Annotated in this window: 15 protein-coding genes and 1 tRNA gene; 11 read left to right on the top strand and 5 right to left on the bottom strand. The window is 48.5% G+C overall.

The genetic code is table 11. The annotated features are described in order from the left end of the window. Positions 1–79: 79 nt before the first annotated feature. The 3 genes from NDK19_RS05120 (at position 80) to NDK19_RS05110 (ending at position 2904) form a co-directional block, all read left to right on the top strand. Positions 80–151, top strand: a tRNA-Arg gene (locus NDK19_RS05120). 78 nt (positions 152–229) lie between these two features. Continuing rightward, a complete protein-coding gene (locus tag NDK19_RS05115) occupies positions 230–1141 on the top strand; it encodes a TatD family hydrolase (RefSeq protein WP_250630776.1) in 912 nt (303 codons plus the stop codon). A 77-nt stretch (positions 1142–1218) separates the two neighbouring features. Next, entirely contained in the window at positions 1219–2904 is a 1686-nt protein-coding gene (locus NDK19_RS05110) for an AMP-binding protein (protein ID WP_250630775.1), read from the top strand. 3 nt (positions 2905–2907) lie between these two features. Here NDK19_RS05110 and NDK19_RS05105 read toward each other — a convergent pair whose 3' ends face one another. Both NDK19_RS05105 and NDK19_RS05100 read right to left on the bottom strand, forming a co-directional pair. After that, the gene (locus NDK19_RS05105) at positions 2908–3933 is read right to left on the bottom strand and encodes a radical SAM/SPASM domain-containing protein (protein ID WP_250630774.1); all 1026 of its coding nucleotides are present in this window, start codon (positions 3931–3933) and stop codon (positions 2908–2910) included. Next, positions 3914–4408, bottom strand: coding sequence for a hypothetical protein (locus tag NDK19_RS05100; RefSeq protein WP_250630773.1), 495 nt, complete (start codon positions 4406–4408; stop codon positions 3914–3916). Before NDK19_RS05100 ends, NDK19_RS05105 begins: the two co-directional genes overlap by 20 nt. A gap of 47 nt (positions 4409–4455) precedes the next feature. Here NDK19_RS05100 and NDK19_RS05095 point away from each other — a divergent pair, with 47 nt between their 5' ends. The 5 genes from NDK19_RS05095 to NDK19_RS05075 all read left to right on the top strand — a co-directional run bounded on the left by NDK19_RS05095 (position 4456) and on the right by NDK19_RS05075 (position 8050). Continuing rightward, entirely contained in the window at positions 4456–4803 is a 348-nt protein-coding gene (locus tag NDK19_RS05095) for a YraN family protein (RefSeq protein ID WP_250630772.1), read from the top strand. 32 nt (positions 4804–4835) lie between these two features. Next, positions 4836–5426 (top strand): RNA polymerase sigma factor, encoded by a 591-nt coding sequence (locus NDK19_RS05090; RefSeq protein ID WP_250630771.1) that lies wholly within the window; start codon positions 4836–4838, stop codon positions 5424–5426. A gap of 3 nt (positions 5427–5429) precedes the next feature. Further along, positions 5430–6254: a HEAT repeat domain-containing protein gene (locus NDK19_RS05085; protein WP_250630770.1), complete on the top strand. Its 825-nt coding sequence runs from the start codon at positions 5430–5432 to the stop codon at positions 6252–6254. 282 nt (positions 6255–6536) lie between these two features. Then, complete coding sequence (locus tag NDK19_RS05080) at positions 6537–7307, top strand: DUF4097 domain-containing protein (RefSeq protein ID WP_250630769.1); 771 nt, start codon at positions 6537–6539, stop codon at positions 7305–7307. Positions 7308–7348: 41 nt separating this feature from the next. Beyond that, positions 7349–8050 carry a DUF4097 family beta strand repeat-containing protein gene (locus NDK19_RS05075; protein WP_250630768.1) on the top strand — a complete coding sequence of 234 codons (702 nt, stop codon included), beginning with the start codon at positions 7349–7351 and terminating at the stop codon, positions 8048–8050. A 355-nt stretch (positions 8051–8405) separates the two neighbouring features. Here NDK19_RS05075 and lpdA read toward each other — a convergent pair whose 3' ends face one another. Continuing rightward, positions 8406–9812, bottom strand: a complete 1407-nt coding sequence (gene lpdA / locus NDK19_RS05070; RefSeq protein WP_250630767.1) for a dihydrolipoyl dehydrogenase — start codon at positions 9810–9812, stop codon at positions 8406–8408. 51 nt (positions 9813–9863) lie between these two features. Then, entirely contained in the window at positions 9864–11711 is a 1848-nt protein-coding gene (locus tag NDK19_RS05065) for a PAS domain S-box protein (RefSeq protein ID WP_250630766.1), read from the bottom strand. Between the two features lie 125 nt (positions 11712–11836). Here NDK19_RS05065 and ettA point away from each other — a divergent pair, with 125 nt between their 5' ends. Genes ettA through metK form a run of 3 tightly spaced genes read left to right on the top strand, consistent with a single transcriptional unit; the run spans position 11837 to position 15494 of the window. Continuing rightward, positions 11837–13501, top strand: a complete 1665-nt coding sequence (gene ettA / locus NDK19_RS05060; protein ID WP_250630765.1) for an energy-dependent translational throttle protein EttA — start codon at positions 11837–11839, stop codon at positions 13499–13501. Positions 13502–13505: 4 nt separating this feature from the next. After that, on the top strand, positions 13506–14201 hold the full coding sequence (locus NDK19_RS05055; protein ID WP_250630764.1) for a hypothetical protein: 696 nt from the start codon (positions 13506–13508) through the stop codon (positions 14199–14201). A 15-nt stretch (positions 14202–14216) separates the two neighbouring features. Next, positions 14217–15494 (top strand): methionine adenosyltransferase, encoded by a 1278-nt coding sequence (gene metK / locus NDK19_RS05050; RefSeq protein WP_250630763.1) that lies wholly within the window; start codon positions 14217–14219, stop codon positions 15492–15494. Positions 15495–15559: 65 nt separating this feature from the next. Here the strand turns inward: metK and NDK19_RS05045 are convergent, their stop codons facing one another. Next, the gene (locus NDK19_RS05045) at positions 15560–16630 is read right to left on the bottom strand and encodes an acyloxyacyl hydrolase (RefSeq protein WP_250630762.1); all 1071 of its coding nucleotides are present in this window, start codon (positions 16628–16630) and stop codon (positions 15560–15562) included. Positions 16631–16746: the final 116 nt, after the last annotated feature.

The following is a 16746-nucleotide window of genomic DNA, read 5'->3' as shown; positions in this document are numbered from 1 at the left end:
GGCAGCCGCTGTGGATGCGGGCAGCCATACGCCTCTTGAACTTTTAAATATAGTACAATTTCAATAATTTTGCTTCACCGACCCCGTAGTTCAACGGATAGAATAGAAGTTTCCTAAACTTTTGATATGGGTTCGATTCCCGTCGGGGTCACGCAGCCATTCCGCAAACGGAGTGGCTTTTTTTATGAATTGTGTATTTTGCGGTGCGCTATTTTTACATCCCATTCATATGCTGTTCATAGACCCCCATATACACATGGTTTCCCGCACCACCGACGACTATCAGGCCATGCGGGCGGCAGGCATCGTAGCCATTATTGAACCTGCCTTTTGGCAAGGGCAACCTCGCACCGAAGTCGGTACTTACAAAGACTACCTCAGTATGCTGGTCGGTTGGGAGCGTTTCCGCGCCAGTCAGTTTGGGATTCGCCACTACTGCACCGTCGGGCTGAACTCCCGCGAAGCCAACAACGAAGCCCTCGCCGAGCAAGTAATGGAACTTTTGCCGCTCTTCCTGATGAAAGAAGGCGTGCTGGGTATTGGTGAAATCGGCTTTGATGACCAAACCCCCGCTGAGGAAAAATATTTCCGCGCGCAGTTGGAAATGGCAAAAGAGTTAGACCTGCTGGTACAAATCCACACGCCACATCGCGACAAGAAACACGGCACCAGCCGCAGCATGGATTTGTGTATAGAGCACGGTCTTTCTCCCGAAAAAGTGATTGTTGACCACAACAACGAAGAAACCGTTCGCGAAGTGCTCGAGCGAGGCTTTTGGGCAGCATTTACCATTTATCCACACACAAAAATGGGCAATGAGCGCATGGTAGCCGTTGTACAGCAGTACGGTTCGGAGCGTATTTTTGTGAACAGCGCCGCCGACTGGGGGGTAAGCGACCCGCTGGCAGTGCCCAAAACCGCTTCCCTGATGCTGGAACGCGGTATCAGCGAAGCCGATGTACACAAAGTTTGCTATCAGAACGCACTGCTGGCTTTCGGGCAAAGCGGGCAGTTCAACGAATCGGATTGGTTAGCGGGCGTATCTATTGACCAAACACAGCGATTCAACGGCAACTCCGTACTCCGCGGCGGACAGACCCCACAGGTAGATAAACCTGCCGATGAGCGCATTATCCATTAGCAACCCGTACAAACAGACACTGAAATGCTTAACTTAGCGACCGACCCGTTGAAAATGAAAACATTGAATATAAGCCAATGAATCAGCAATATCCATGGTTTGAGAGCTATCCGGCGCGGATGCCTCACGAAATCAACCCTGATGAGTTCTCCTCTATCCCTGCCATGCTGGAAACTGCTTTTGCGCAATACGCGAAAAATCCGGCGTTTATCCACATGGACAAGCCATTGACTTTCCAAGAGATAGATGAACTTTCCGCCCAATTTGCCGCCTACCTGCAAAACAAAACTACTCTGAAAAAAGGCGACCGCGTTGCCATTCAGATGCCCAACGTAATGGCTTACCCCGTTGTGATGTTCGGTATTTTGCGTGCAGGCATGGTAGTGGTTAATACCAACCCGCTTTACACCCCGCGCGAAATGGAGCATCAGTTCAACGACTCCGGCGCAAAAGCAATTGTTATCCTTGCCAACTTTGCTTCCGTGCTGGAAAAAGTGCTGCCCCATACGCCGGCACTCGAGCATGTCATCATTTCGGAAATCGGCGATTTTTTGCCTTTCCCGAAGCGGCTGATTGTCAATTCGGTAGTGAAATATGTTAAAAAAATGGTGCCTGCCTACAACATTCCCAAGGCTGTGGCACTCCGCGATGCACTGTCCGAAGGTGCGCGACTGACTTTCAGCAAACCCTCCATCCAACCTTCCGATATTGCATTTATCCAATACACAGGTGGCACTACGGGCGTTTCAAAAGGTGCCATGCTCACGCATCGGAATATTACCGCCAATGTGGCGCAGATGCGTGCCGCCATGGAGGTTTCGTTGGAATTAGGCAAAGAACTGATTGTAACAGCCCTGCCGCTGTATCATATTTTCTCACTGACAGTGAACTGCTTCGGCTTTTTTATGATGGGCGGCACAAACCTGCTGATTACCAATCCGCGCGATATGAAAGCCTTTATCAAAGATTTGGCAAAATATCCGTTTACGGCCATCACCGGTGTCAATACGCTTTTCAACGGCCTGCTCAATCAGCCCGAGTTCCGTCAATTAGATTTTTCCAAGTTGAAAGTATCTGTTGGCGGCGGCATGGCCGTGCAGGCAGTAGTAGCCGAAAACTGGCGCAAAGTAACAGGCTGTGTATTGGCAGAAGGCTACGGACTTACTGAAAGTTCTCCCGTGCTTTCCTGCAACCCTACCGACGGTACAGGCCGAATAGGCACCATTGGCATTCCGCTGCCTTCCACTATACTTAAAATTGTACAGGAAGACGGCAGCACTGCCCCCTTTGGCGAGCCGGGCGAAATTTGGGCATACGGGCCGCAAATTATGGCGGGCTACTGGCAGCGCCCCGAAGAAACCGACAAAGTGATTAAGGACGGCTGGTTAGCCACAGGCGATATCGGGATTGAATTACCCGGTGGCTACTTCAAAATTGTGGACAGGAAAAAGGAAATGATTCTCGTTTCGGGCTTCAATGTATATCCTAACGAAATTGAAGACGTGGTAGCCCTGCACCCGAAAGTGCTGGAAGTAGCTGCCATTGGCGTACCTGACCCTAAATCTACCGAAGCGGTAAAAATATTTGTAGTCAAGCGCGACCAGTCGCTTACAGAGGAAGAACTGCGTGAATACTGCAAAGAGAACTTCACCAATTACAAACTTCCGAAACATATTGAGTTCCGCACGGAGTTGCCAAAAACCAATGTGGGCAAAATCCTGCGCCGTGCACTTCGGGAAGAGGAAATGAAGAAGTATCAGTAACGGTTATTCCTCAAAAATTTTCATGCCTTCGGTGCAGTTCCGGCAAATGTCTATTTCCTGCCGCGAGTGCAGCAGCGCTTGCCGGAACTGCCGATAGGTTTCACTGCGCCATACGCGGGCAAATGGTTGTTCGGCAACATTGCCTAAGGTATGGTGTGCGTCTTTATCAAAGCAGCAAGGCACAACCTTGCCGTCCCAAGTAATTACGCAGGAGTGCCACATTTTCCAGCAGGAATTTTCCAGCGGATTTTTGATTTGATAAGTCCCGTCGGCTTGTCGGGCATAGCGCGAATAGCGGCTTTGCGTCGGTATCAGTGGCGAACCATTGTGGTAGTCGTAAATCTGTGCGGTTTTGAGCTGTACCTCATCAACACCCAACTCTTTGGCGAGCGCTTTTACTTCGTCAATCTGATGTTCGTTGGGCTTAACAACCAAAAACTGAAAGATAACATGCGGCGTAGCGCTTTTCAGTTGCTTTTTCCACGATAAAATGCGTCGCGCACCCTCAATCACTTTTTCTAATTTGCCACCGATGCGGTACGCCTGATAGGTTTCCTGCGTGGTGCCGTCTATGGAAATAATCAGCCGACTAAGCCCGCTTTCCACCGTTTTGCGGGCATTTTCATCGTTTAGAAAATGAGCATTGGTAGATGTGGCCGTATAGATGCCGCGTTCATGCGCATAGCGCACCAATTCGGTAAACTGTGGATGCAGATAAGGCTCGCCCTGAAAGTAGAAAGTCAGCCAAATGAGTTGCTTTTGCAGTTCGTCAATATTTTTTTTGAACAGTTCAGCCTGCAACATACCCGTAGGACGCGTAAAAGAACGCAAACCGCTTGGGCATTCCGGACAGCGCAGGTTGCAGGCAGTTGTCGGCTCAATGGAGACAGCAGCAGGAAGCCCCTTGTGAAGCGGCCTCCGCAGATACTTAGACAGCCGATAACTGAGCATCAACTGCAAAAGATTGAAAATTTTGGCAGGTGTAAGGGTTTGTAGCAGGTGCAGACGGTCAGTCCAGTTTTTCCACATACACGCCGAAAACGACAAAATAGAAGCCAAACCAAACCACTAGCAAAGCACTGAATACATAGAGCAGTGTTTGCGTGTTATAGTTCACCTGCGAATCGTTGCCTTTCAGAATATCTACTAACAGCAGACACAAAATCAGATTGAGGAAGAAGGCAACCCCTTTTGTCCAATGCTCAAAGCGTTTGGTAAAGCGGGGGCGATTTTCGCGTGCTGCCCAATATTTGCGTTTCGGTACGGGCAATAAAGAAGAAGGCAGACGGGTTACGCTGCTGCCGAGCACAAGAATGGCACTGTTCAGCAGTACACAAGCCAATACGGCCACATAAAAGTAATAATCGCGCGGCAGAAAGTAATACGGCAGCCCGAGTTCATCAAACAATACGGCTACGTTTTCAGGCATGTAAACATAAGTAATCAGCAAAACCGCCAGAAAACCCAATAAAGACAGAATCCAAAGTATTTTTGCTAAACCCATGAGGCTGTTACGAAATTTACCGTAAAGGTATGCCAAAAAACTCAGGTATGAACCGCAAACAAAAAGGCGAACAGGGCGAGGCAATGGCAGCAGCACATTTGCAGGCACAGGGCTACGAAATTCTCAGGCGCAACTACAAACCCAAAGGCACGGAAATAGACATTGTAGCACGGCAGGCGGAAACGATAGTTTTCGTGGAAGTTAAAAGCCGCGAAACCAACGACTTCGGCTACCCCGAAGAAGCAGTGAACACGGCCAAGAAGGAGCGCATCAAACGCGCTGCGGAGCACTTCATCGCCGAGCAGGACTGGCACGGCGACATCCGCTTTGACATCATCTCCATCACTTGGTCAAACCCGCCCGAACTGGTACATTTTCAGGATGCGTTCTATTAATTTTTTCATCCCCTCTGTAACCTTTCCCCGTAATGGCGGTAATCAGGTCATACGAACGCAAAACGCACCGAACTATTTTGATGCTTACCGATGAAGAAATCATGCTGGCCGTCAGTCGGGGAAGTCCGGAACAGGCTTCCGAGCTGTTTGAGCGCTACCACGTCAAACTGTTCAACTTTTTCCTTCGGCTGGCAGGCGACCGCGAAACCGCGCAAGACCTGACGCAGAATGTATTTGTGCGGCTGATTCGCTACCGCAGCAGTTATCAGGAAGGGCGGCCATTTCGTGCATGGGTGTATCAGATTGCCCGCAACGTATGGCAGAACCATTGGAAAGCATCGGCTATCGGCCGAACCGTACCCTTGAAGCCTGCCCATGCGCCGCCTGCCGAGCACACGCCTGAAAGTCGCGCCATGCAAACCGAGCAACTGCAACATTTGCAAAAAGCCTTGGATATGCTCCCGCCTGAACAGCGTGAACTGCTTGTCATGAGCCGTTATCAGGAACTGAAATACGACGAAATCGGGCAATTGATGGGGCTTTCGCTCTCGGCCGTCAAAGTAAAAATCCATCGCGCCATTCACAGGCTGCGCGAAATCTATTTCAAAATGGAAGGAAACTGAGTTATGCAAACATTCACCGAAGAAGAAATTCAAAGCCTGATGATAGACCTTGCCGAAGGCAAACTCACGGGCGAAATCCGCGAAATGGTGCTGGATGCCATCAATCGCCATTCGCAATGGAAGGAGCAATATGCACAAGTGCAGGAGCTTTTCGGGCAAATGGCTGCATGGAGCGATGAGCAACCCGACGACAGTTTGCGCCAAAACTTCGCGGCTTTTCTGCTGGCTGAACAGCAGGCGGCGAAAGTTCCTCCCCCAAGGTTGTCCCTTGCAGGCAATCAGTATTTTCAACTGCACCGTGCAGCGGCGGTATTAGTGCTGGCGGCTTTTTCCCTACTGATTATCGGTGCGTATGTAGTAGGCCGCTACATGCAGCAGCGCAACATGGAAGCCCGCTTGGCAACACTGGAAACCGCCATAGCCGAACATAAACAAAAAGAGGCGCTGCAAATGCTCAATAACCCAACGGCAGCCATGCGCATCAAAGCAGCCAATTACTATGCCGACAGCGCGGCAAACGATGCGAATGATGAAATTATTGCAGCACTTATAAGTACGCTGAAAAATGACCCTAACCTGAATGTGCAACTGACGGCTGCCCGTGCATTATCCCGATTCGGGAATTTGCCCCATGTACGCGCCGCTTTCATTGGTGTGCTGGAAAACGCTACCGACCCGCATCTGCAAATTGAGTTGATTGAATTATTAGTCTCGCTCAGAGAATCGGATGCGCTCGGCACGCTGAAAAAACTGATGGATGCGCCGCATACCGAAGGCATTGTGCGTGCAAAAGCTGCCGAAGGAGTCGGCAGGCTATACGAATTGTAACATTTTTTACCACAGAAAGCACCGAGGTTTAATCACAAAATACATAAAGAATCATTGCGTGCTTGGCATAAAAATCAGCGACTTTGCGGTAGAACATTTAAGCCGGTGAGCAGACTAAAACGAACTTATCTGAATCCGCTCACAGAGTCTAACGACCGCTGTTAGTGATTCGGAAAAGCCTGTTAGCCGTCGAAGACGCTAACAGCGCTTTGAATGACAACAACGCTTCATTTTGACACATTACTTAAAAGCAAAAAATCACATCAAACCCATCTAAATCCCATGAAAACCATTGGCTTACTTATTTTCGCCTTGATGCTCATCTGCACAGGCTATGCACAAGAGTACAAAACCAAATTCCCCGGAGGCAGCAAAGGCACGCTTCAGGTGATAACAGACCGCACCAACCTGACCGTGGAAGGCTACAACGGCGATGAGTTAATTATTGTCTCTGAAGGCCGCACCCCTATTCCTGACCGCGCCAAGGGCTTAAAGTCGCTTTATCAGGGCGGCAGCGACAACACAGGTGTTGGCGTAGAAGTAACCGTTACAGGTACAACCGTTGAAGTAAAAAAAGCAGTCGCAAGCGACTTAAAGCTGAAAATCAGAGTGCCTAAACAGGCGACGGTTTCCATCACCGAGACCAACTGGCAGGGCAGCCAAATCAATATTCAAGATGTGGAAGGAGCCATAGAAGTGAAATCTAATAATTCAAACGTGATGATTAACAATGCCCGCACGGTTGTTGCCAAAAGCATCAGCGGTAACATTGAAGTAATCTTCAGCAGTTTGCACCCCGAACTGCCCTCTGCCATCACCAATACCAGCGGCGAAATTGATGTAACCTTACCGCCCGACAGCAAAGTTTTGCTGAAAACCAAGTCTATCAACGGCGATATTTTCACAGACTTTGACGTGGCCGTGCGCGCCGACAAAGAAAACCTCCAACGAATTGGCGGCGGTAACAAGGTAGAAGGAACTATCAACGGCGGCGGAACCGAATTGCGCTTGGAAACAATCAGCAGCAACATCTACCTCCGCAAGAAAAAATAAACGCCCGAGCTTTACTATTCATCGTCAAAAACCTGATTCCTATGAGAACTCTCACTGTCATTTTCTTCTGTCTGTTCATGATGGCGGCAGGCAGCGCCTACTCCCAAAGCAAGACCATCAGCCGTGATTTTCCGCTGCCATTGGGCAAAAAACTCCGCATGGAACTCAAATTTGCCGACAGCATCTTCATCAAGGCACACAACGCCGACCATGTACAGTTTAAGGCTGTCGTAACGGTCAATGGCGGTAAACTCAACGATGCTTTTTTGTTGGAATCAACTAATGAAACCGACCGTCTTTTCATCAAAACCGACTGGGATGCTGCCATGCTCAAAAAAGGCAACTCCGAAGATTGCCCCGAAGCAGACAAAGCCCATGGGATAATTTACCATAACAGGCAAGGTTGCCTCTGCGCCCATATTCGGATTGAAATAGCAGTCCCCCGCAATGCTGAACTGAACGTATCTTCTATTTCGGGCAACATTGAAATTCGGGGAATAGAAAATAACCTCGAAGCAAAATCCATCAGTGGTTTTGTAGATGTAGCATGGCCAGACAACAACGGTGCAGAGGTCAGCCTGAAAACCATCAACGGAGAGATATTCAGCAATCTGCCGATAGTCATCCACAACAAAGATTCACAAGCAGGCATAGGCAGTCGCATCATTGGCCAATTAGGCGACGGACACAAACAGGTACGCATAGAATCCATCAGCGGGGACTTGTTTTTCAGAAAGCAGTAATCGGAGACAAGCAGGCAAGCACCATAAGCAGGTGAGCAGATTAATGCGTTCTTTTTTACCGCAGAGTACGCAAAGGGTTTAACCGCAATGCACACAAAGAAAAGACTCATCATAAAAACAATCAGTGCTCTTCGCGTAATACTCAGCAGGCTTTGCGGTAAATTTGAAAGGTGGTTTTAAACTGCTCACTTACCTAAAAATGACACGGATATATGCAGCCATTTGCATAAATCCGTGTCATTTGCGCGTGAAGGTCTTGGCATATGTTGCTTAAGCAAATTTTTACGCTTTTTTGAACGCAGATGAAGCGGGTTGATTTGCCAAACTCCCAATCAACGTTCATTTGCTCCACCGCCTAAATATGCAGTGCGCGATTTTCCGTAGCGGCTAAGCAAGCCTCTTTCATGGCTTCGCTAAACGTAGGGTGTGCATGGCTCATGCGGGCGATGTCTTCCGCCGAGGCGCGGTATTCCATTGCTACAACAGCTTCCATAATCATGTCTGCCGCACGTGCGCCAATGATATGCACGCCCAGAATCTCATCGGTTTGCGCATCGGCAAGCACTTTTACTAATCCGTCGGTGTCCATGCTGGCGCGGGCGCGACCCAATGCTTTGAACGGGAACGAACCCACCTTGTATTTTCTGCCGGCAGCTTTCAGTTCTTCTTCGGTATGGCCTACGCCTGCCACCTCCGGCCATGTGTACACTACACCCGGAATGAGCAAGTAGTTAATGTGCGGCTTTTGTCCTGCAATCTGTTCGGCTACGAGCACGCCCTCTTCTTCGGCTTTGTGCGCCAGCATCTGCCCGCGGATGACATCACCGATGGCATAGATGCCTTTCACGTTGGTTTCCAGATGCTCATCTACTTCTACTCTGCCGCGGTTGTCCAATTTCACGCCGACTTTGTCCAAACCCAGACCGTCGGTGTAGGGGCGGCGACCCGTGGAGAGCAGGCAGTAGTCGCCACGGAAAGTAACGGTTTCGCCTTTTTCGTTTTCGGCAGTCAGCACCACCTCATCGCCTTCTACCTGTCCGCCGGTTACTTTATGCTTAAAGTGGAAACTGAAACCAAGTTTGGCAAGCACTTTTTGCAACTCTTTACCCATGGTTCTGTCCATGGAAGGAATCAGCGAATCGGTATATTCCACAACGGTTACCTTCGCGCCCATGCGGCCGTAGATAGAGCCGATTTCCATACCGATAACGCCGCCGCCAATGATGATGAGGTGTTTGGGAATTTCTTTCATTTCCAGCGCTTCGGTGGAAGTGATGAAACGCTTTTTGTCGTACGGGATGCCCGGCAATATAATCGGCTTAGAGCCTGTGGCAATAATCACCTTGTCGGTATCCAGCATTTTTACTGAGCCGTCGGCAGCAGTAACTTTTATTTGATGGCGGCTTTCAAACGAGCCGATACCGTGGTAAACATCCACTTTATTTTTTTTCATCAGAAACGCCACGCCTTCGCAAGTTTTGCTCACCACGTCGCGTTTGCGCTGAATCATTTGTTCCAGATTGACTTTCAGGTCGTTGAGTTCAATACCGTGTGCTTTAAAGTTGTGCAAGGCATTGTGGAAATGTTCGGAAGAATCCAGCAAGGCTTTGGAAGGGATACAGCCTACGTTCAGGCAAGTTCCGCCAAGGGTGTTGTATTTTTCAATAATGGCGGTTTTCAGGCCAAGCTGTGCGGCGCGGATAGCGGCTACATACCCCCCCGGGCCGGAACCGATTATCGTCAGGTCATATTTTGGATTCATGGGAAAAAAAGATTTGGGTAGGTAAATGAGGTTACAAATTTATAGCAAAGCCTATTCTGAAACCTTTAAAAACTTCATCACAGTTTTTATTTTTTCCGCATCAAGTGGTTTGATGATAAAATCAACAACAGATGGGTATTTTTTAGCTTCTTCATGGTCTGATTTGCGCAACGAAGAGGAAAGCATACAAACAGGAGGTTGTACGGGCAATTTCTGAAACTCTTGCAGAAACTGCCAGCCGTTCATTTCGGGCATGACTACATCCAGTAAGATGAGCGAAGGCTGTTCTTTGCTCGTTTTCAAAAATTGAAGCGCTTCCTCTGCTTTCAGAAATGCATGGATAACAAGCCCGGGATAATTGCGCTGCAAAAGTGTTTTACTCACCATATTGACAATCGGGTCGTCATCTATGAGCACAATAGATACAGGGCGGGCACTGTGATTGATAACAGAAACGGAAGACATCTGAATTTCAGCTGATTGATTTGTTTGCAAGGGTTCAAGTGAGCGATTCATTTCGCCCACGGCATGATTTAATTCTTCGGCAGCTATTTGCAGTCGCCTGATGATTTCGCTGATATCATCGCGGCTCATGTTGCTGTCAAGGTTAAAAACCTGAATCAGTCCCAATATGCTGGCTACGGGCGCTCTGAGGCGGTGAGCTGTCAAAAAAGCAAATTCTTTTATCTGCTCGTTTTGCTGCAATACTTTTTCCTCATTCTGCTTGCGCTTGCTAATGTTGATGGCATTAATGATAACACCAATCGTAACGCCGAGCCGGTCAATCACAGGCGTATAACTGAATCTGTACCAGTGGCGTTCGCCAAGATAATTAGGCAGTGCAACTTCCAGAGTGATTGCCTGACCATTCAAAGCCGCCTGAAAATTTTGTTCAAAACTTTCCTGCCGCTCTTCCAATACGATATTGCGGACATCTAAGCCCGGCAGCAGTCTTTTTTGCAGTTGTTGCAGCACCGTATCAACAGCCTGCTTGTTAAAAGAAATAATCCGATAATCAGGCCCTACAAAAATGTTGATATCGGACGAACTGTCAAAAACGGCGCGCAACTGACTCTCCGAATGGCGCAGGCGCTCTTGTTGCAGGCGCATCAGTTCTTCGGTCTTTTTTTGCTGGCTGGTATCCTTCATCTGGATATGCACGCCGAACACCTCCCCCTCCGAATGAGCAATCGGCATCACGTGAAACTCCATCCAGTGCTTCTTGTTGCCCGCATCGAGCAGCTCTTTTTCTGTTGCGATTGCCATATTGCTTTTCAGAGCATTTTGGGCTAATTCGGCAATTTCTTCAATAGGCGACCGCTTTAAGGCAATAAACACATCGGCAGTTTCCGGACTGACGGATAAGTTAAATTTCTTAAAAAAAGTGGTTGCTTTTCGGTTAGCGGCCAAGAGTCGGCCTTCGGGAGAAATCAAAATATTGGCGTAAGGCTGATTCTCAAAAAGTGCTTTGAATATGGTTTCTGACTTTTCCAGTTCGCGGCGTTGCCGGTCTATGGTAAGCGTTTGTTGATGTAACTTATTGATGTCGTAATAAGAAAAACAGACCCATGTTACCTCGCCAGCCTCGTTGCGGATTGGCATATACATGCCCAAAAACCACTGATTGTTTCCCTCCAAATCGGTCAGTTCTACTTCAAACCGCACAAACTGCCCTTGCAAAGCCTTTTGAAAATTGAGAATCATTCGCTCGCGCTGCTCGTCGGTAGTAGCATAGCGCAAAAAAGAAGTTCCCTCTGCTACCTCCAAGCCAAAGAAACGCTGAATACTTTTCTGCGCCTCTTCATTGAACAGTACAACCCGCATCTGATTGTCGAGCAGTATGTTCCCTAAAAAGGGATTTTGAAAGATTGCCTGAAAACCGTTGTCGCCGGATAGCATCTTGGTTGTCTGTTAAGGTGTCTTAGTTGCTGTAGCTAACAATATTACAGATTTTATTTCGCATATTTGCGCTGTTTTTGCCTATCTCACAGGAACTCATCCTTTTAAATCATAAAAACGCATATATGAGCGAAACCATTATCTTCTCAATGGCGGGAGTGAGTAAGATTTATCCTCCTTCCAAACAGGTGCTCAAAGATATATACCTTTCCTTTTTCTACGGTGCAAAAATTGGTGTATTAGGTCTGAACGGCTCCGGCAAGTCCTCTTTGCTGCGCATTATTGCAGGTATAGACAAAAACTTTACGGGAGAAGTTGTTTTTTCGCCCGGTTACAGTGTTGGCTTGCTGGAACAGGAACCACAATTAGACCCCAACAAAACCGTGCGACAAGTAGTAGAAGAGGGTGTGCAGGAGGTAGTAGATTTGCTGCGCGAGTTTGAAGCCATCGGTGAAAAGTTTGCCGACCCCGATGCCGATTTTGATAAACTGCTTGCCCGCCAAGCGGTAATTCAGGAAAAATTGGAAGCCTGCGACGCATGGAACTTAGACAATAAGTTGGAACGCGCAATGGATGCGCTGCGCTGCCCGCCCGAAGATGCTATGATTGCCAACCTTTCAGGAGGTGAAAAACGCCGCGTGGCACTTTGCCGCCTGCTGTTGCAAGAACCGGACGTGCTGTTGCTCGACGAACCTACGAACCACTTGGATGCCGAATCGGTACACTGGTTAGAGCAACACCTCAAACAATACAAAGGAACTGTCATAGCCGTTACTCACGACCGCTATTTCCTTGATAACGTAGCCGGATGGATTCTGGAACTTGACCGCGGCGAAGGTATTCCTTGGAAAGGAAATTATTCCTCTTGGTTGGAGCAAAAACAGAACCGCTTAGCACAGGAAGAAAAACAGGAAAGCAAGCGCCAGCGCACTCTGCAACGCGAATTGGAATGGGTACGGATGGCTCCGAAAGCCCGTCAGGCCAAACAAAAAGCCCGTCTGAATGCTTATGAAAGCATGTTGGGCGAAGAAACCAAACAAAAAGAAGAAAAACTTGAACTTTATATTCCGCCCGGCCCGCGTCTGGGTACGAAAGTGATTGAGGCACACAACGTATCCAAAGCCTACGGCGATAAGCTCTTGTTTGAAAACCTGTCGTTCTCTTTGCCCCAAGGCGGTATCGTGGGCGTTATCGGCCCCAACGGTGCGGGTAAAACTACCCTTTTCAAACTCATTACGGGTATTGAGAAACCCGACAGCGGCACTTTTGAAATCGGCGAAACCGTGCGCTGGGCATATGTAGACCAAACCCACGACAACTTAGACCCCAACAAAACCGTTTGGGAAACCATTTCGGGCGGCAACGAACTCATGCTCGTGGGCGGCAGAGAAGTTAATTCCCGTGCTTATGTGAGCCGCTTTAACTTCAACGGCGCAGACCAACAGAAAAAAGTAGGGCAACTTTCAGGCGGTGAGCGCAACCGCGTACACCTTGCCATGACCCTGAAACAAGATGCTAACCTCTTGCTGCTGGACGAACCTACTAACGATTTGGACGTAAATACACTCCGCGCTTTGGAAGAAGGTTTGGAAAACTTTGCGGGCTGTGCCGTTATCATTTCGCACGACCGTTGGTTCTTAGACCGAATCGCTACCCACATCATCGCATTTGAGGGCGACTCGCAGGTGCGTTTCTTCGAAGGCAACTTTACCGAATACGAAGACTTCCGCCGCAAACAAGAAGGTTTTGTAGAACCTAAGCGTATCCGCTACAAAAAATTAGTCAAATAAAAGTATGCGCATTTTTTTCAGGCATCGTTTTGCCAACAGTGTATTGCTGCTGATAGCTGTTTTCATAAGTACCGCTTGCTTTGAAGTACGCGAAGAAATAGCCATTGACAAACAAGGCGCAGGCACTTACACCTTTCTGATTGACATGAGCAGCAGCAAGAACCTGATTGACATGGCAATGGGGATGCAGATTACCAAAGACCGCACGCCTTTTGCGCAGATGGACTCTTCTTTTGCCAAGGGGATAGAGCGACTAACCAACATGCAAGGCATCAGCAATGTACAGGCTATCAACAATCGCGAGCAATACGTATTCGGGATGATGTTTGACTTCCAAAATGTTGATGCACTGAACGCAGCACTGAACCAGTCTGCTCAGGAACAGCCCGAACCCAACAGCATGGCAACTTTTACTTTCCGCAAAAAAGAGCTTTCGCGCAGCTCGCGTTCTTTGGTAAGTTCATTGGCCGACTTGGAAGTATTGCGCAGCACTCCCGAAGGAGCAGCCCAGATTCAGACCCTCCTGCAAGGAGCTTCTTACGTTTATACCATCCGCCCAAAAACCGGAAAAATCCGCTCGTTCAGCAATAAGCAAGGCGAATTGCAGGAAAACGGCAAAGCCTTCTATTACCGCGTTGGTTTGTTAGATATGATGGAGAGCAAAGTTTCTCCGGCAAATACTGTTAAATTTAAATTTTAACCTGATTCATTTACAATGGCTTATTTGTTCACTTCGGAGTCCGTTTCAGAAGGACATCCCGACAAAATTGCAGACCAGATTTCTGATGCCGTGTTGGACGCTATGCTCACGCAAGACCCTGACTCGCGTGTAGCCTGCGAAACGCTGGTAACAACAGGCTTGGTAGTAGTCGCCGGTGAAGTAACTACCAAGGCATACGTAGAAATTCCTGATGTAGTGCGCGAAACCATTCGCCGCATTGGTTACAATAAAGACCAGTACCGCTTCGATGCAGAATCTTGCGGTGTAATTGTAGCACTGCACAGCCAGTCGCCCGATATTGCCCGCGGTGTGGATGAGAACGAGGCAACCCACAAAGAACAAGGCGCCGGCGACCAAGGCATGATGTTTGGCTATGCCAACAAAGAAACCGCTCAATATATGCCCATGGCATTGGCCTACTCGCACCAATTGATGAAAGAACTGGCCAATATCCGCAAAAACGAACTGCACCTGATGCCATACTTGCGCCCTGACTCCAAAGCTCAGGTAACTATTGAGTATGACGGCAACGGCAAACCCAAGCGCGTGCACACCATTGTGGTTTCTACACAGCACGATGAGTTTGCAAGCGAAACTGCCATGCTCGAGAAAATCAGAGAAGACATCACCGGCATTCTCGTTCCCCGCGTAATCCCTGCGGAGTTGATTGATAAAAACACCATTTTCCACATCAACCCAACCGGTAAGTTCGTTATCGGTGGCCCGCATGGCGATGCCGGCCTGACCGGACGTAAAATCATCGTAGATACTTACGGCGGTAAAGGTGCACACGGCGGCGGTGCATTCTCAGGAAAAGATGCCTCTAAGGTGGATAGAAGTGCCGCTTACGCTGCCCGTCATATTGCCAAAAACCTCGTAGCGGCAGGCGTAGCCGAAGAAGCGCTTGTACAGGTAGCATATGCTATCGGTGTGGCTCACCCTGTTTCGGTAAACGTAAATACCTATGGTACCTCAAAAACAGGCCTGACCGACGGACAAATTGCCGATGTGGTAGCCGAAATGTTCGATTTGCGTCCGCGTGCCATTGTTGAGCGCTTCGGCCTGAAAAATCCGATTTTCTCGCCAACTGCCGCCTATGGCCACATGGGTCGCGAACCGTTCGAGAAAGAAATTGAAACTTTCCGCGTAGAACTCAAAGAAAGCAACGGCGTAAAAGAAGAAATCAGACGCAGACAATTGCACAACGTGCAGTTCTTCGGATGGGAAAAACTCGACTACGTAAAACAATTGCAGGAAGCATTTAAGCTCTAACAGCAATCGCGTTGCCTATATCGCTACCCCCTGACAGCCTCCCAAAGCCGTCAGGGGGTATTTTTTTACTTTTGACCGAAAATGTAGCCTAAACGCACATCCATAAAATCAGCCGTTCTTGTATGCGCTTTCAGGCTCATACCGAATAATATACCGCCGGGCGCTTTGTAAGTAAGTTCATACCGCTGATAAACAGGGTGCATAGCCTTGTAAGGGGCATACAAATAGACGCCCAATTGCTGGGCAAAACCAAACCGCCCTAAAAGCAACTCATGCCCTGCCAACATCGCTACCCTTGTGAAATCATTGCTTTGCTGCGGCTCATAACGACGCAACCACTCTTGCAATGAATAATCCACCGTTACTTCCACACCTACCCCTAAGGCACTCAGCCTGCCAACCCTTCGCGATGCATCGGCGGTAGCCCCAAAAATCCAGTAGCGCCTGTCGTCGTTGCGTTCGGCAGTTTTAGCCGTTGTATAAGCCGCTATACGATACTGCCAGCCTTGTCGGTGTTCTTGCCGCCAATCTGTTTTCCGAAACTCAGGGAAATGCACCCTTTCCAACACATAATCAACAGCCATACCCATTGTAGGGAAGTTGATACCGTTATTGGGTTCTTTCAATCCTCCGTTGGAAATATGGTTAAAGTTTCCGTGCATCCGCATTGTCAGCTGAGGTGTCAGCCGATAGTTCAGACTTATGTTCATCAGCAAATTAAAACTGACAGGAGTGCTGTAAAACAAATTCAGCGGGTTGTTTAATGGGTGAAAAACGCGATTCAGGTAACTGAAACCGGCTCCCAGCCTGTAAGATACGCTCAGGCGTGCAGGTGCTGCCATAAAAGGCTCTACAAAAGCCACCGCAGACCATGCACTCCCGAGAATCTGCGGATTGTTGAAACTGAAATAGCCTGCCGAAATGCCAATGCGCGGATAGCAAGAACAATACTGCCAGTATTCCTTCCGCAGCAACTGGCGGCTGATTTCTACTTCTACCCCCCGAGGGCGCGACAAGGAAATACTCCGAATTTCTTCGGAATGTGGTAAAATGATGCCGTAATGCGTCCGAATCCCTACGGCAATCGGCTGTCCGGCTATCGTGTCTGTCTGTTGCGCCCTTGTATAAAGCGGCATTACACAAAAGGCGACGATTGTTAGAAGCAGATACTGCATAACGGTACTGTTTTGCTGTACGGTGTTACAAACGCACGATTTACATGCACGGTTGCCACAACATTTTTGCATCTCAT

The organism is Rhodoflexus caldus (assembly GCF_021206925.1).
Lineage (GTDB): Bacteria > Bacteroidota > Bacteroidia > Cytophagales > Thermoflexibacteraceae > Rhodoflexus > Rhodoflexus caldus.
The sequence above is the reverse complement of the archived record's forward strand: the minus strand, read 5'-3'. Positions and strand labels throughout refer to the sequence as shown.

What these genes read in the sequence shown, in the direction of transcription:
- NDK19_RS05045 (WP_250630762.1), bottom strand. Translation starts at nt 16,630, where the DNA reads ATGCCGCTTTATACAAGGGCGCAACAGACAGACACGATAGCCGGACAG.
- lpdA (WP_250630767.1), bottom strand. Translation starts at nt 9,812, where the DNA reads ATGAATCCAAAATATGACCTGACGATAATCGGTTCCGGCCCGGGGGGG.
- NDK19_RS05090 (WP_250630771.1), top strand. Translation starts at nt 4,836, where the DNA reads ATGGCGGTAATCAGGTCATACGAACGCAAAACGCACCGAACTATTTTG.
- metK (WP_250630763.1), top strand. Translation starts at nt 14,217, where the DNA reads ATGGCTTATTTGTTCACTTCGGAGTCCGTTTCAGAAGGACATCCCGAC.
- NDK19_RS05095 (WP_250630772.1), top strand. Translation starts at nt 4,456, where the DNA reads ATGAACCGCAAACAAAAAGGCGAACAGGGCGAGGCAATGGCAGCAGCA.
- NDK19_RS05075 (WP_250630768.1), top strand. Translation starts at nt 7,349, where the DNA reads ATGAGAACTCTCACTGTCATTTTCTTCTGTCTGTTCATGATGGCGGCA.
- ettA (WP_250630765.1), top strand. Translation starts at nt 11,837, where the DNA reads ATGAGCGAAACCATTATCTTCTCAATGGCGGGAGTGAGTAAGATTTAT.
- NDK19_RS05110 (WP_250630775.1), top strand. Translation starts at nt 1,219, where the DNA reads ATGAATCAGCAATATCCATGGTTTGAGAGCTATCCGGCGCGGATGCCT.
- NDK19_RS05055 (WP_250630764.1), top strand. Translation starts at nt 13,506, where the DNA reads ATGCGCATTTTTTTCAGGCATCGTTTTGCCAACAGTGTATTGCTGCTG.
- NDK19_RS05115 (WP_250630776.1), top strand. Translation starts at nt 230, where the DNA reads ATGCTGTTCATAGACCCCCATATACACATGGTTTCCCGCACCACCGAC.
- NDK19_RS05105 (WP_250630774.1), bottom strand. Translation starts at nt 3,933, where the DNA reads ATGTGGAAAAACTGGACTGACCGTCTGCACCTGCTACAAACCCTTACA.
- NDK19_RS05085 (WP_250630770.1), top strand. Translation starts at nt 5,430, where the DNA reads ATGCAAACATTCACCGAAGAAGAAATTCAAAGCCTGATGATAGACCTT.
- NDK19_RS05100 (WP_250630773.1), bottom strand. Translation starts at nt 4,408, where the DNA reads ATGGGTTTAGCAAAAATACTTTGGATTCTGTCTTTATTGGGTTTTCTG.
- NDK19_RS05065 (WP_250630766.1), bottom strand. Translation starts at nt 11,711, where the DNA reads ATGCTATCCGGCGACAACGGTTTTCAGGCAATCTTTCAAAATCCCTTT.
- NDK19_RS05080 (WP_250630769.1), top strand. Translation starts at nt 6,537, where the DNA reads ATGAAAACCATTGGCTTACTTATTTTCGCCTTGATGCTCATCTGCACA.